At 70.0% G+C, this 13974-nt stretch carries 12 protein-coding genes and 1 pseudogene; 9 read left to right on the plus strand and 4 right to left on the minus strand.

What is annotated here, in order from left to right; all coding sequences use genetic code 11:
• Positions 1-64: 64 nt before the first annotated feature.
• The 4 genes from amrb99_RS34160 to amrb99_RS34175 all read left to right on the plus strand — a co-directional run bounded on the left by amrb99_RS34160 (position 65) and on the right by amrb99_RS34175 (position 5089).
• On the plus strand, positions 65-1009 hold the full coding sequence (locus tag amrb99_RS34160; RefSeq protein ID WP_190864027.1) for an SDR family NAD(P)-dependent oxidoreductase: 945 nt from the start codon (positions 65-67) through the stop codon (positions 1007-1009).
• A complete protein-coding gene (locus amrb99_RS34165; protein ID WP_190864029.1) occupies positions 1006-1851 on the plus strand; it encodes an SDR family NAD(P)-dependent oxidoreductase in 846 nt (281 codons plus the stop codon). Before amrb99_RS34160 ends, amrb99_RS34165 begins: the two co-directional genes overlap by 4 nt.
• 82 nt (positions 1852-1933) lie before the next feature.
• The gene (locus tag amrb99_RS34170; RefSeq protein ID WP_206700207.1) at positions 1934-2458 is read left to right on the plus strand and encodes an alcohol dehydrogenase catalytic domain-containing protein; all 525 of its coding nucleotides are present in this window, start codon (positions 1934-1936) and stop codon (positions 2456-2458) included.
• A gap of 423 nt (positions 2459-2881) precedes the next feature.
• Positions 2882-5089, plus strand: a complete 2208-nt coding sequence (locus tag amrb99_RS34175) for a serine/threonine-protein kinase (protein WP_190864032.1) — start codon at positions 2882-2884, stop codon at positions 5087-5089.
• A gap of 382 nt (positions 5090-5471) precedes the next feature.
• Here amrb99_RS34175 and amrb99_RS34180 read toward each other — a convergent pair whose 3' ends face one another.
• Together amrb99_RS34180 and amrb99_RS34185 are read right to left on the minus strand one after the other, a co-directional pair.
• Positions 5472-6731, minus strand: a complete 1260-nt coding sequence (locus amrb99_RS34180; RefSeq protein WP_206700208.1) for a hypothetical protein — start codon at positions 6729-6731, stop codon at positions 5472-5474.
• A gap of 311 nt (positions 6732-7042) precedes the next feature.
• Complete coding sequence (locus amrb99_RS34185; protein WP_190864036.1) at positions 7043-7354, minus strand: hypothetical protein; 312 nt, start codon at positions 7352-7354, stop codon at positions 7043-7045.
• A 695-nt stretch (positions 7355-8049) separates the two neighbouring features.
• On the opposite strand from amrb99_RS34185, the gene amrb99_RS34190 reads away from it, so the two are divergent.
• The 3 genes and pseudogenes from amrb99_RS34190 to amrb99_RS34200 form a co-directional block, all read left to right on the plus strand.
• The gene (locus amrb99_RS34190) at positions 8050-9018 is read left to right on the plus strand and encodes a threonine/serine dehydratase (protein ID WP_206700209.1); all 969 of its coding nucleotides are present in this window, start codon (positions 8050-8052) and stop codon (positions 9016-9018) included.
• A 494-nt stretch (positions 9019-9512) separates the two neighbouring features.
• Positions 9513-9737 (plus strand): hypothetical protein, encoded by a 225-nt coding sequence (locus amrb99_RS51665; RefSeq protein ID WP_241756191.1) that lies wholly within the window; start codon positions 9513-9515, stop codon positions 9735-9737.
• Positions 9738-9751: 14 nt separating this feature from the next.
• Positions 9752-10125, plus strand: a pseudogene (locus amrb99_RS34200) (DDE-type integrase/transposase/recombinase); the annotation flags it as partial.
• 66 nt (positions 10126-10191) lie between these two features.
• On the opposite strand, the gene amrb99_RS34205 reads toward amrb99_RS34200, so the two are convergent.
• Both amrb99_RS34205 and amrb99_RS34210 read right to left on the minus strand, forming a co-directional pair.
• Entirely contained in the window at positions 10192-10782 is a 591-nt protein-coding gene (locus amrb99_RS34205; protein ID WP_190864041.1) for a hypothetical protein, read from the minus strand.
• Between the two features lie 312 nt (positions 10783-11094).
• Positions 11095-11445, minus strand: a complete 351-nt coding sequence (locus tag amrb99_RS34210) for a hypothetical protein (RefSeq protein ID WP_190864044.1) — start codon at positions 11443-11445, stop codon at positions 11095-11097.
• 399 nt (positions 11446-11844) lie between these two features.
• Between amrb99_RS34210 and amrb99_RS34215 the strand changes: the two genes are divergently transcribed.
• Both amrb99_RS34215 and amrb99_RS34225 read left to right on the plus strand, forming a co-directional pair.
• Positions 11845-12588, plus strand: coding sequence for a hypothetical protein (locus amrb99_RS34215; protein ID WP_190864046.1), 744 nt, complete (start codon positions 11845-11847; stop codon positions 12586-12588).
• A 727-nt stretch (positions 12589-13315) separates the two neighbouring features.
• On the plus strand, positions 13316-13795 hold the full coding sequence (locus tag amrb99_RS34225) for a hypothetical protein (RefSeq protein WP_190864050.1): 480 nt from the start codon (positions 13316-13318) through the stop codon (positions 13793-13795).
• Positions 13796-13974: the final 179 nt, after the last annotated feature.

Here is a 13974-nt window from a genome sequence, read left to right on the forward strand (position 1 = left end):
TACACATACCAGGGCTGAGACATTCTCGCTGGTGGAATGCCCGCCGGGTTCCTAGCCTGGGCGTATGAGCTCGATACGAACTCCTTTCGGATTCGCCAGTACGGCGGCCGAGGTCGCCGCGGGCATCGATCTGGCGGGGCGTCGCGCCGTGGTGACCGGGGCGTCCTCGGGCATCGGTGTGGAGACGGCGCGGGCGCTGGCCGCGGCCGGCGCCGAGGTCACCCTGGCCGTGCGCGACACCGACGCCGGACAGCGCGTCGCCGCCGGCATCACCTCCACCACCGGGAATCCGGCGGTGCGGGTCGCGGCGCTGGATCTGGCCGACCCGGCGTCGGTGGCGGCGTTCACCGCGTCCTGGGACGGGCCGCTGCACATCCTGGTCAACAACGCCGGCGTGATGGCCTGCCCCGAGCAGTACACCCCGCAGGGGTGGGAACTGCAGTTCGCCACCAACCATCTGGGGCACTTCGCGCTGGCGACCGGGCTGCACGCGGCGTTGGCGGCCGACGGCGCGGCGCGCGTCGTGGTGGTCAGCTCCACCGGCCACCAGACGTCCCCGGTGGTGTTCGACGATGTGAACTTCGCCTTCCGCCCCTATGACCCGTGGCTGGCCTACGGGCAGTCCAAGACCGCGAACGTGCTGTTCGCGGTCGAGGTGACCCGCCGCTGGGCCCGCGACGGGATCACCGCGAACGCGTTGATGCCCGGCGCGATCTACACGGGCCTGCAGCGCCACACCGGCGGCCGCGGCAGCGGCCGCGTCCCGCCGGAGCTGATCAAGACCGTGGAGCAGGGCGCGGCCACCTCCGTGCTGCTGGCGACCTCGCCGCTGCTGGAGGGCGTCGGCGGCCGGTACTTCGTCGACTGCAACGAGACCGAGACCATCGACCGCCGCGGCGACGCGCCGCCCCTGCACGGCGTGGCCCGCTACGCCCTGGACCCCGACGGCGCGCAGCGGCTGTGGGCGCTGTCGCAGACCCTGCTCGCTCACGCCGTGGAGGCATCATGACCACCGCACCGAGAGTCGCCCTGATCACCGGCGCCACCCAGGGCCTGGGCCTTGCTCTCGCCGAGGGGCTCGCGCAACGCCTGTCGCCGGCCGACACCGTCTACCTGACCGGACGGGCCCTGGACCGGGTCAACTGCGCCGTGGACGCGGTGCCGGCCGGCGGCGCCCAGGTGCGCGGCGAGCTGTTGGACGTCGCCGACCCGCACGCCGCCGACCGGCTCGCCGGACGGCTGCTAGAGCGGCACGGCGGCGTGGACATCGTGTTCGGCAACGCCGTCATGCGGGTCGGTCCCGACGACGACCCGCGCAAGATCGTCACCGAGTACGCCGAGGTCAACAACTTCGGCACCACCCGCGTGCTGCGGGCGTTCGCGCCGCTGCTGCGCGAGGACGGCCGCCTGATCATCGTGGCGAGCTCGCTGGGCACGCTGCATTACCTGGCGCCGGTACTGCACGACCGTTTCGACGGCCTGACCTCGCTGGAGGAGGTCGACGAGCAGGTCGCGGCGTGGCGGGACGCCGTCGCCGACGGGTCCGCCCGGGGCGGCGCCTGGCCGGGCTTCGTCAACATCCCCTCCAAGATCGGCCAGGTCGCCGCCGTCCGCGCCCTGGCCCGCCAGCGCCGCGAACGCGACGCCGCGCGGGGCGTCCTGCTGGCCGCGGTCTGCCCCGGCATGATGAACACCCCGACCTCCGGCATGTGGTGGGACGTCGGCGACGCGCCCAGCCCCGCCGACGCCGCCGTCCCCCTCCTCGATCTGGCCCTGGGCCCCGTCGACCCCGGCCACTACGGGCAACTCGTCCGCAACGGCGACGTCCTGCCCTGGAAGCCCGGCGAGTGATCGTCCGGACGCGAACCAGCGCGATTGGAGCTGCTAGTCCATTTCCTCGCGTGACAGTGAGGCGACTACCGATTAGGAAGGCATGACGATGCAGGCGATTGTGGTGGAGCAACTGGGCGGGCCGGAGGAACTGCGGATCGCCGAACGCCCGGACCCGCATCCCGGCCCAGGCGAGATCAGCGTCCGGGTTAGCGCGGCCGGGGTGAACTTCATGGACACCGGAGCGCGTCGGCTCGGCCCCGCGGTGGGCCAGGTGCCGTTCGTTCCCGGCGTGGAGGGCGCGGGGCGGGTCAGCGCGCTCGGTGCGGGCGTGACCGAGTTCGCGGTCGGCGACCGGGTCGCTTGGGTGTACGCCTACGGCTCCTACGCCGAGCAGGTGGTAATGCCGGCCGCGAGCGCCGTACCCGTCCCCGACGACGTGACCGACGAGATCGCAGCGAGCATCATGATGCAGGGCATCACCGCCCACCACTTCACCACCGAGGCCGCACCCGTGGAACCGGGCCACACCACCCTGGTCCACGCGGCGGCCGGCGGACTCGGGCAAAAGCTCACCCAGCTCATTAAGTGCCTGTTCGAGAACTTCGGTTCTTGGTTGAGGTGTTAGCGATCACTCAGGTTGAGGGCGACGGCGTCGTTGCTGGTGAGGACGTGGTTGTGCGCGAAGGCCCTGCCAGGGGCGTCGTGGCGGGGCCGTGGTGTGCAGGTTGGTGCGGTGGTGGTCGCTCTGTCGCGATGACCTCGTTGACGGCGGAGCGGGCGGCGGTTTCGTCGACGACGGTCTTGTCGGCGATGAAGGTGGCCGGCAGGGATTGGATGGCCAGGTTGTTGATCGCGCGGGGATAGCCGCGGCTGGCGGCGCGCCCCCCGCAGCCTGCCCGTCCGCGGCCCGCGCGGTCAACTCCCTATGACGGCGCCACGGCGCAGGGGAAATGTCGCCGCCGACCGTGATCCGCCCGGGAACTGTTGCCATGGGCATGGCGTCGAAGGCACGCTGGGTCGTAGATCTTGGTGGACGGGGTGACGGGGCGTGCCTGACGCCGGGCGGGAACTGATCAACGGTCGCTACCGGCTGCTCTCGGTCATCGGGCAGGGGTCCATGGGCCGGGTCTGGTGGGCGCGGGACGAGCTGCTGAACCGCGACGTGGCGGTGAAGGAGATCCTCCTCGCGGCCGAGGACGAGCCCGCGGAGCTGGCGGAGCGCGCCATGAACGAGGCGCGGTCGACGGCCGCGCTCAGCCATCCGGGCATCGTCACCGTGTTCGACGTCATCGAGCACGACGGCTCTCCGATGATCGTGATGGAGCTGCTCAAGGGCCGCTCGCTCGCCGGGATCCTCCGCGAGGAGGTCAGGCTGCCACCGCGCCGGGCCGCGGAGATCGGCGCCGAGATGCTCGCCGCCCTCCGCGAGGCCCATGCGGCCGGGATCGTGCACCGGGACCTCAAACCCGCCAACGTCTTCGTCACCGACCGCGACCGGGTTGTCATCACCGACTTCGGCATCGCCCGGCAGCGCGGGCAGCGGACTCCCGGCGCGCCCGGCGAGATGAGCGGCACCCCGGCGTTCGTCGCCCCCGAACAGGCCCGCAACGAGGCCGCCGGGCCGCCCGCAGATTTGTGGTCGCTGGGCGCCACACTCTTCAACGCGGTCGAGGGCCGCCCGCCCTACCAGGGCCCGGACTACGCGTCGATCCTGCTGACCCTGCTCACCCAGGACCCGCCCGCCCCGCGCAATGCGGGACCGCTCACCCCGGTGCTGGCCTCGCTCCTGGTCCGCGACCCGGAGCGCCGGGCCGACGCCGACGAAGTCGCCGCCGCCCTGGACCGCGTCCTCCACGCCGCCCCGGAGAACGCCCCGCCGCCCGCGCCGGTGACGCCGCCCGCGCCGGTGACGCCGCCCGCGCCGGTGACGCCGGCTGCACCGGCGGCACCGGCTGCGCCCGCGTCGCCGGCCAGCGCCGGAAAGGCACCCTCCCCGCCCGCCGGCAATGCAGGCTCGGGCAATGCGGGCTCGGCCGTCACCGCGTCCACCCCACCGCCCAGGTCGGCCGCAGCGCCCGCGTCCGCCGCGCCGCAGCCGAGGACCAGGTACGTGACCACGCGGCCGGTGCCGCCGATCAAGCAGCCGCCCACCCCGCTTCGGCAGGAACGGGTTCGGCGGCTGGTGCCGGTCCTGGTGTGCGTGCTGGTGGGCTTGGGGTGCCTCGCGGCCTTGCTCAACGTTGACACCGACCCATCGGCCGGCAGCGCGACCGGCTCTCCGGAGCCGTTCCCCAGCTACCTGATCACAGACCCGCCGGGGACGCCGGACTCCACGGATTCCCCGTCCGCCGCCCCTTCGGACGCCCCTCACCCGACCGGCGCGGCCTTCAGCCCGGACGGCCGGACGGTCGCGATCGCCTTCGGCGACACGCAGATCCGGGTCTACGACGTGCGGACCCACCGGCGCATCTCGACGCTTCACCTCGGCGGCGACAGCATTGAGGATCTGGTCGCCATGGCGATCAGTCCGGACGGCCGAGAACTCGCCATGTCACCGTCGGACGGGCCTACGGCGGTGTGGAACCTCGAGACTCACAAACAGATCGCGAAGACGAACGATTTCAGTGACGCAAGCCGCCTGACCTTCGACTCCGGCGGCGGAAGGCTCACGGCATTCGGCGAGCACGGGGACCACCTCGTCTGGCGCATCGGCAAGACCCCGCGCACAGATCAGATCGTCCCGGACGAGGGTTGTGTGATCTCCACGGTGAGCCCCGACAGCACCACGCTCGCCTGCACCGGCATGGAAGGTCCGGGTGTCACGCTGTGGGACGTCTCCGCACGGAAACAGATCGGCACGCTGACCCCACCGATGACCAGCGACCCGCCCACCACCATGGCCTTCAGCCCCGACGGCCACAGCCTCGCCCTGGAGGGCACTCCGACGGTGACCCTGTGGAACGTCGCGCTGCAGCGGCAGATCGGCACCCTCGACACTTCCCAGGCCATCGAACGGCTGCTGTTCACTCCGGACGGCACCCACCTGCTCGCCCAGGGCGGAGGGGACGTCAAGGACTGGCGGCTGACCCCGTCACCTCAGCGCTCGGCCTCCGGGTTGCCCGACTCCGATACGGGCTTCGTCACCACCGCGGCGCTCAGCCCGGACGGCAGATCCGTTCTGTTCGGCACGTCCAGCGGCAAGATCGTCGTCCGTGACCTGGCCAAAGGCAAGGACATCGAACATTGGCATGCCTGATGAGCGAATCGGGACGAACGGGGCGGGCCGCCCGGGACGCCACACCACACCGGACCCAAAGCAAGGCGAACAAGACCATCGGCGGCGCCACCGTCACCGACGACGCCATGCTGTCCATGGCCTGCATGAGTGGCGTCACGGCGAGGTGTGCCGGTTGCCGAGCGGTACCCGCTGCTGCGCCGCGCGACCGACATGAGCGAGGTCCCCGGCGAGCGAGCCGTGAAGCCCACGCCCCCTGAGAGTACCCGAGTAGAACCGCCAGCTTGGGACTGGCGACGCGCTCGTTATGCGGCACCCGAAGCTCTTTCGTCACTGTGGGGCGAGGGCTTTCGTCTGTACCACTGTCTGGGTGCGCGGGCAGCGGAGTCAGGTGGTCAGCGGTTCATCTGTTCTGATTGTTGCCAGGGCCGCGGGAGAAGGGGTTGAGGGCGGTCAGGTCTCGGGTGGCGTTCAGGTGGGTGGAGAAGTTGGGGTCCAGCCAGCCCAGGACCACGATGACGGCCCACGCCGAGGCGGCGATCGTGGCTCCGGCGCCGTAGGGGGAGGGCAGGGTCAGGCCCAGCCGTTGGGCGAGGAGCAGGACGGTGATCGGCAGGGCGGCGATGATGAGGGTCCGGGTGCCGTCCAGGAGGCGGGCGTGCCAGGCTCTGCGTACGGTCTCGGGAGTGTTCTCCCGGACCGGGAGCCGGTCGTATTCGCCGGTCAGGACGGCGCGCAGCAGGTCACAGATCCGGGCCCGGAAGTCTTCATGGCTGGTCGCGGACGGCAGGGCGATCCACAGCTGGAGGTCGGTGACCGCCTGGGATGCCTCGACTGCGCGGCTGCGGACGACCGCCCTGGTCAGCTGGGTGCCGCCGAGCGCGGCTGCGGGCATCCCGCTGCGGAGAACGGAGGCCGTCTTGCCCAGCGCGGTCAGGATCTCCCGCTGCGCCTGGGGGTGCAGTTGCCCCCGCCGGTCGGGTTTCAGGCGGGTGAGGATGGTGGTCAGCTGCTCGAACAGCGCCTCGGTGGGGGGAGCGGGTCCGGCGCGATCGGCCAGCCAGCCGTTCACCATGAACGGCATCACCGCCACCACGAGCGCCACGGTGGCGGTGCCGATGCCCTGGATGGCGGGCATCCACCATGCGTGCTTCAGGTCCACCACCCGCGCCGGGCCGTCGGCGTACCGGACATACAGCGCCAGCAGGATGAATCCGACGGTGACCGCGGTGAGCAGAGCGTCGATCAGGCCGCCGAGGAACCGGCCGTTGTCGCGTCGCCGCTCGCTCCACACCGCGACCGGGATGAACAGCCCGATCGCGGCGACCGCCTCGGCGAAGCCCCACCAGCCGATCTGGAATATCCCGATCAAGACGGCGAAGGCCCCGACGAGCGTTGCCGGGAACCACACGAATGCCACATTGCCATCGATGTTGTCCCGACGCACCGAACGCTTCGCGGCCTGGACCGCCATCAGCCGGTACCGGCTCCGCAACCACTCGGTCTCCACCGCCGGGTCCAGCCCCCGCGCGAACAGCGGCCAGGTGCTGTCCAGGCGCTTGGCCTTGGCGAACATCGCCGCCATGCGTTCGAGGTCCGGCCCGGCACACCGGGCCGCTCGATCTCCTCCGGTCGCGGGCACGACCCCCTCGCTCACGCCCATCCCGGCTTCCCCGGACATCGAGACCACACCCCTACGGTCACAGGGGACAGGCACCTAGAACGAACCCGCCCCCAACGGGCCCACACCACCTCGACCGTACAAACCGCGACCCCGCCGCCACAGGGACGAGACCAGATCGTGTCGGCCCTCCGCCCGGCACCCACCTCCAGCCCCAGGTGCGTCCTGGCGAAGTGGCAACGCCGTCGGCGTCGAAATTAGAACGTTCATGGCCACCTCGACCGCGATGGACCCGCCGCTACGGTGAGCGGCGTGGCGATCATTGCGGCGATCCTCTTGACCGCTGATCTTCTTCAACGAGGGTGGGTGTGGGAGCGGTGGTCGTCAGGGACGCGCTCATTACCGCTGTTCGCCTCATGGCTGCTGTCCGCGCGATGCCGGCCCTTGGTGGCCAGTCGGTAGATGCCGTACGTGACGCCGAGGATGAAGTCGACGGCCACCCACAGCCCGATCATCAGTCCGAGCTCGATGGTGGTGCCGATCTGCCCTGCCTGGCAATCGACATCTTGGTCGGAGCACGACTGGAACGTCGTGGCTCCGCTGGCGATCCAAGCGATGAAGGCCACCTGGATCGCCAGGAAGAACCGGCTTCCGAGAGACCTCACGTAGGAGATCAGTGGGCCTGGACCAGCCGGGCCCCTCATGGATCAGTCAACTGCTCACCTGGTAAGCAGGGCCGCCTCACGTCGCAAAACCACGGGTGATCCCTCCCGCCACATCCGGCGCCAGCAGCCCCGCACCCGCACCTCCGTAATGATCAAGATCATTCTCGGTGATGCATTGACCCCTTGAATCCAAGATCCTTTTCGACGCTTCCTCGACGCGCGGTAGGCCCTCAGGAACCGTTCGCCAGACCGGAGTCGCGAACGATGCGGCCCTCGCTCCCTTCAGACGGCTCGAAACGCCAGCCCGGCGGTGGCACGTGCCCCCTGGCGACATCCGTCACGGCGGCCGATGTCATATCAGCCCCAGCCTCGAAACTCGCCCCATCGAAGAGTCGACCTTTGAACGTCCGCCATCATTCAGGCGGTGGCCACCTGGCTCGCAGGTCGTCTACCGGTACGTGGCCATCGCCACGATCGGCTGAGGAAGGCGCCGCCGAGGGCCGGGGCCTGCATGTCGGTCTCGATCGGTGCTCTATAGGTTGGCGTGCGGCCAGGACGGCGATGGTGGCGCACACCGATGGGTGTCTGTGCCTGGGGAAGGCGGGAGACCCGGAGAACAGGGTCCTGGCCTGCTCGGTTCGCGCTGCGGTCGCCTCCTGGAGTGATGAGGCAGATCGATGAGACGACGCGGAAGGATGGCCGTGATGGTTGGCGTTGGAGAGATCGAGGCGGCGGCCGAGCTGATCGCCGGGCACGTTGTCCGCACACCGACGGTGCCGAGTCCTGGGTTGTCCGATCTGCTCGGCGCCCCGGTCACGGTCAAGCTGGAGATGTTGCAGCGCACCGGGTCCTTCAAGGCGCGGGGAGCGACCGCCAAGCTACTCGGTCTCAGCGAGGCCGAACGCGCGGCGGGCGTGGTGGCGGTAAGCGGCGGCAACCATGCGATCGCGGTTGCGGTGATGGCCGCTGCGCTCGATGTCAAGGCGACCGTCGTCATGCCGCGATCGGCCCCTGCACGCGCCGTCGAGACCGCGGCGTCGACCGGGGCCGTGGTGCGGCTGACCGACACCGTGGACGCCGCGTTCGTGCTGATGGAGCGGCTCCGGGCCGAGGGGCTGACGGTCGTGCACCCGTTCGACGATCCGGAGGTCATCGCCGGGCAGGGCACGCTCGGGCTGGAACTGGCCGAGGACGCCGGCGATCTGACAGATGTGCTGGTCAGCATCGGCGGCGGTGCGCTGATCTCGGGTGTCGCAGCGGCACTGCGGTCGCGGCGGCCGGGCGTGCGGGTCTGGGGAGTGGAGACCCGAGGGGCCGAGGCGATGTCCGAGGCGCTCACCGCTCATGGACCAGTGCCGGTCACGTTGTCGTCCATCGTGTCCACGCTGAGCGCGCCGGCCGTCTCCCAGCTGACCTACGATCACGTGTCAGCACTGGTCAACGAGGTTCTGGTGGTGTCGGACGCGGAGGCTGTGCAAGGCGTCCTGGATCTTGCCGAGCATGCCAAGGTCTGGGCCGAGCCGGCGGCCGGTTGCCTGCTCCCCGCCGCGCGGCGGGTTCTCGAACGGGTCGGCGACGGGGCTCGGCTGGGCCTGGTGCTGTGCGGCGCCAACGCCGAGCCCGCCACCGTGATCTCGTGGGCCCAGCGCCTCGGCCTGCGCTGACGTTTCTGAAGCACCGCCGGCGACGCGTTGGTGCGCTGGGGGATAACGAGGCGTGGACGCACGCGACGATCCGCTCGGTGCCGGCCAAACTGGAGGCCGACCCGCGCATCTGCACTGCAGGCCCCGCCCGCGACGTCAGCGGCAGCGCAGGCGGGGGCCGGATCATAGACCGACCGCACCGGCAGCAGTGTCGACCCACAGCAGTCCGATGGCCAGGCAGGCACAGGTCTTCTCGATGATCACAGAGCGTCGCAACCGAGGTGCCCCCGGTTCGGTGAAGTCCTTGATGTGCCCCGTGTTCGGTGGGGTCGGCTTACTGGAATCCTCATGTCTTTGATCATGAGGAGAGAGGCAGCATGCCCAGGAGTATCCTCCCGAGTTCCATCGCAGGGTGCTGGACTTGGTCAAGGCCGGACGGCCGGTCCGGCAGGTGGCTGCGGACCTGCAGATGCCGAGCCAGACCATCTACGTATGGCTCCGTCAGGACCGCATCGATGCCGGTCCTGGAGCCGGGGCTGACCTCGGCCGACCAGGCCGAGCTGGTGGCGGCCCGGCGCCGGATCGCGCAGTTGGAGGACGAGCTGGCAGTGACGCGGCGGGCGATCGAGTTGGTGAAGCAGGCGGTGCCCCAAAAGACGGTTCGAAGCGATCGCGGTGATGGTCGGCGAGGGGCTGCAGATCCCTGCGTGGTCTTCCCGGCAGCCGGCGGCGGCGCCTGATCCACCAGACGCCGACCGCTGCCGACCTGGTGGATCGCCAGTTCACCCGCAGCGAGCCGGATGAGCTGTGGGTTACCGATATCACCGAGCATCCCACCCGGGAGGGCAAGGTGTACTGCTGCGTGGTGCTGGACGCCTTCTCCCGCAAGGTGGTCGGCTGGTCGATCGACTCCGCGCAGACCGCGACGTTGGTCACCAACGCGCTCGGCATGGCCATCCAGAAGCGCCGACCCGCACCCGGCACCATGATCCACTCCGATCATGGGGTGCAGTTCAACCCTTCGATTACCTGGAGATCTTCCACAACCGCCGACGCCGCCACAGCGCCCTGGGGATGCTCAGCCCAGTCGAGTACGAAAGACTCCACTCAGCCCAAATGCTCGCATGAGATTCCGGTATCCCGACTCCACGAAAGCCGGGGAACATCAAGGACTTCACCGACCCCCGGGGCACCTCAGTCGGCGGCGTAGGGCGGACGCGGAAATGCACATAGCACGTCGATGCAGGTCTGGCGCCCCCGTTCCCAACCGTCGGCAAGCCCCGCCAGTTGTACCGCGGGTTGGGCGTGGCCAAGCTGGGCGGAGGCGGCGCCGAACCGTTCGTTGAGCACCCAGGTGAGGTCCTCTTGGGCCTGCCGTTGTTCCACCAGGGCGCGTTCTTGCTCCAGGACGGCCCGCTGGGCGTCCAGCAGAGCACGCTGCTGGTCACGGTCATCGGCGACTTCGGCCAGCCGCTGCCGCCGGTAGGCCATCACCAGCGCGAACAACGCGCCAACGCCGGCGACGGTCCCGAGAACGAGCTTGAGGACGTCCAGCATCTGGGAAAGCGGCAGGGCTTTGGTGTGCTGCAGGTGCGGAAAGCCCAGCACCGCCAGCACTACCGTCATCACCACGACCAAGCCCTCCACCGCCGTGATGCTCGCGGTCGTCAACGCCCGCCGGATCGGCCACAGGCCGGCTACCTCTTCCCGCTCTTGTTGCGGCCTGCCTGCTTCGCCCGGTCGCTCACGACCTTCCATCGCGCCGCCTTGCACCACCTCGCCCATGCCGCTCAGACGCCCTACTCACGTCGCGTGGTTCACGCAACGGCGCGCCCGGAACCGGCCGCCACGGATCGTTTCCCGAGGCCTGCCTTCTAATGGGTCATGCGCCACCTCCGGGATCTGCCAAGACCAGACTGCGCACCCATACACGTTCCATACACAGCCCATACCTGTGTGTGGAGTCAGACGCAGCGTGCAGAAATCCCCGCGTTGTCAGCAGCGAGGTGCGACCGGTAGAGCTCATGCAGGTCCGCACAGACCACGCACGCGAGCAGCCAGGCCGGGGGAGTGGGCAACATGACCACGCCGGGGACCCTATCCCCGCCTGCCGCCCGGCGGACGGTGCATCACCGGCCGCCCTCCGACCACGCCGACGAGCACGAACCCGTGCGTGCCGTACCGGTCGGCCAACGCGCCGATACCGGCGTTAGAGCCGCCGATCGGTTCGACGACCACCCGCAACCCGTAGCCCAGGCGGTCGGCCAGGGCGATGACATCGCGCAGTGCTTCCTCAACGAGTCCCGCGCCGTGCCGACCGGGCGGCGTTCGGAGGAACTGCATCGTGATCGGCTCATCCGGCCCAGCCCAGGTCAGCGTGAGCAGCACCTCCGGATGCGCCGCGCGCACGTGAGTCGCCGCTATGCGGAACCGCTCGTACTCCTGCACACCGCCCAGGTACCCGCCACGAGTGCCGTCGACCCCACACGCGCGGTTGGCCCGCGGCCGCCGCCGGTCACCCTCGCCCGGCGGGAGCACCCGAGAGCCGGAAGGAAGGCCTGTGCGCCCCTGTGATGCGGCGAGGCGTCGCCGGCGTCACCTCGACACCACCCGCAGGCCGCCGCCGCGGCGGTTGGCGAGCTTCGAGGTCGACAAGGCCCCGGAGGGGGCGTGGCGAAAGTCCACGGCCGGTGCAACCTGGCCTGGGGCGGTTCTTCCGGCTGGAGTGGGTTGCGCTGGGTTGCGTCCGGATTCGGGCGAGCGGTCTGGTGAACCGCGCGGCATGGATCGGGCGTCTGACGAGCAGGCAGCCCGGCATAACCGGGCCCGGGCGGATGGAGTCACGGTATGGCCGATGACCGCACCGAACAGGTACCCGGCCCGGGCAGGCTGCCTGGGCGGCGAGCACTGGAGCGGCGGGCGGGACTGTGGCCGATCGGCCGTGCCCTGACTGCTGCGACCGTGGCCGCCGCGCTCGGACTGGCCGTGGTGATGGTCGGTGTGCTGGCGGCATTGGGCTTCCCGCGCTTGGAGCATGCCGGAATTCTTCCGGCCACCCAGTTGCTGGACGTGTTGAAGTTCGTTCTGGGCACCGTCGCTGGCGTCGGTGCACTGTTCGCGCTAGTGATCGCCTACCGGCGCCAGTGCCTGGCTGAGGACGCCCATTTCCACGACCAGTACGATGCCGCCGAACGCCGGGTCACCGAGCTGTATAACGCCGCAGCCACCCAGCTCAGCTCCGACAAGGCGCCGGTCCGTCCCACCGCGCTGTACACCTTGGAACGGCTGGCCAACGACAACCCGCGGCACCGGCAGACCATCGTCAACATCGTCTGCGCGTACCTGAGGATGCCCTACATCCCGCCCCGGCCGACCGTCCCGGTCCCGAGGAAGAGCACCGGGATCGAGCGCGCCGCAACGCCGCCCGCTACCGCGCCGTCCGCGACCTACGCCCGGCCCCGACCGAAACTCAACACTGGGCCTCGGACCCGCACGAGGAGCACCAGGTCCGCCTCACCGCCCAACGCCTCCTCGCCACCCACCTACGCCCCGACGCCGAACAGCCCTGGGCCGACATCTCCCTGGACCTGACCGGCGCCACCCTCACCGACTTCACCCTCATCAACTGCACCGTTCACCACGCGATCCTCTCCCGCGCGACCTTCTCCGGGGACGCCAACTTCGACGGGGCGACCTTCTCTGGGGAGGCCAGGTTCGGCGAGGCAACCTTCTCGGGACATGCAGGGTTCAGCGGGGTGTGCTTCTCCAGGGACGCCGATATGACGTCGGCCACCGTGGTGGACGCCGCCGGAAGCCATGCGCCGCCGCCGGGCTGGCGGATCGAGCCGTCTGAGGGGGGCGAGGGCCGTTTCGTTCGGGACCCCGCTCCGGCGAGCGGTTCCTGAGAACCTGTCGCGCGTTAGGGAAGCGCGTCTGAGAAACGATGGCGGTCTCAGGGGGCCGTTGCATCGACCTTGGCGCAAGGGTCAGCGTAAACCGCGCTCGGCGCACGATAACCGTGGATCTGCGGGGACGGTCGTTGAGCTCGGCGGCGATCCGGTCCAGGTCGTTCTGGTCAAGAAGCCTGAGATCGGCGCTCTTGCCCAGGTACTGGCGCAGCAGTCCGTTGGTGTTTTCGTTGGTGTCGCGCTGCCAGGGGCTGCGTCTGCGGCAGAAGTAGACCGGCATGCCCGTCTGGGCGGTGAGCTGGGCATGCTCGGCCATCTCCCGGCCCCGGTCCTAGGTGAGCGGTCCTCGCATTGTGGGCGGCATCTGCTCGATGGCCTGGACCAGATGGGGGCGTACCTGGTGGACCTTGATGCCGTCGGGCAACGCGACCAGCCGGACCACGCGACTGGTCCGCTCCACCAGTGTGGCGATGCTCGGCTACCGCGCCGGCCGCAACGGTGAGTGGCGGCTGGTGCAAGAGCGGGCGGTCGCCGAACGGCGCCGCGAACTCGGCACGGTCTTCCAATTCGACAGCTTCTTCCGGGCTTCGGTCGCTTCCCGCAGCTCACCCGCCGCGCAGTGCGTGACGGTCGCGCCCTGCACCTACGGGATGCGGTGTTGCGCCATAAGGCGCGTATGCCATGCCGTTCTCGCTGTTGTCGGCCTGCATGCGCACGCGACGACAGTGGTGGGTGGATCACCGGGACCGCCGACAGGTCATCTCCGCGTCGGCGTCGTGCACGTCAGCGTGCACGGCACCCGCGCGTCGGCCAATCACCTCCGCGCGGCGGGCGTGCTGGTGTCGTTGCCACCACCGCACGGCCGGCCCTGGCCGCCCACGCGGGCATGACGCGCGGACGCTTCGAGGTCGACAACACCAACAGCACTGGCCGGCGGCTCGTCCTGGCCGCAGGCAACACGGCCGCACCGAGACGGAGATCACGCCTTTGCCCCTCCGTACCGTCCGGCTGCCGAGATCGGACGGGTGAAGGTCGCCTGACCGTCGCCGATCCGAGCCGTGAGGGTCCC

Origin of the sequence: Actinomadura sp. RB99 (assembly GCF_014706005.1) — a bacterium.
Classification (GTDB): Bacteria; Actinomycetota; Actinomycetes; order Streptosporangiales; family Streptosporangiaceae; genus Spirillospora.

Coding starts and splice junctions, on each gene's coding strand:
- amrb99_RS34180 (WP_206700208.1), bottom strand. CDS start 6,731: ATGGGCGTGAGCGAGGGGGTCGTGCCCGCGACCGGAGGAGATCGAGCG.
- amrb99_RS34170 (WP_206700207.1), top strand. CDS start 1,934: ATGACGATGCAGGCGATTGTGGTGGAGCAACTGGGCGGGCCGGAGGAA.
- amrb99_RS34205 (WP_190864041.1), bottom strand. CDS start 10,782: ATGGGCGAGGTGGTGCAAGGCGGCGCGATGGAAGGTCGTGAGCGACCG.
- amrb99_RS34165 (WP_190864029.1), top strand. CDS start 1,006: ATGACCACCGCACCGAGAGTCGCCCTGATCACCGGCGCCACCCAGGGC.
- amrb99_RS34215 (WP_190864046.1), top strand. CDS start 11,845: ATGGCCGATGACCGCACCGAACAGGTACCCGGCCCGGGCAGGCTGCCT.
- amrb99_RS34190 (WP_206700209.1), top strand. CDS start 8,050: ATGGCCGTGATGGTTGGCGTTGGAGAGATCGAGGCGGCGGCCGAGCTG.
- amrb99_RS34225 (WP_190864050.1), top strand. CDS start 13,316: ATGCCGTCGGGCAACGCGACCAGCCGGACCACGCGACTGGTCCGCTCC.
- amrb99_RS34160 (WP_190864027.1), top strand. CDS start 65: ATGAGCTCGATACGAACTCCTTTCGGATTCGCCAGTACGGCGGCCGAG.
- amrb99_RS51665 (WP_241756191.1), top strand. CDS start 9,513: ATGCCGGTCCTGGAGCCGGGGCTGACCTCGGCCGACCAGGCCGAGCTG.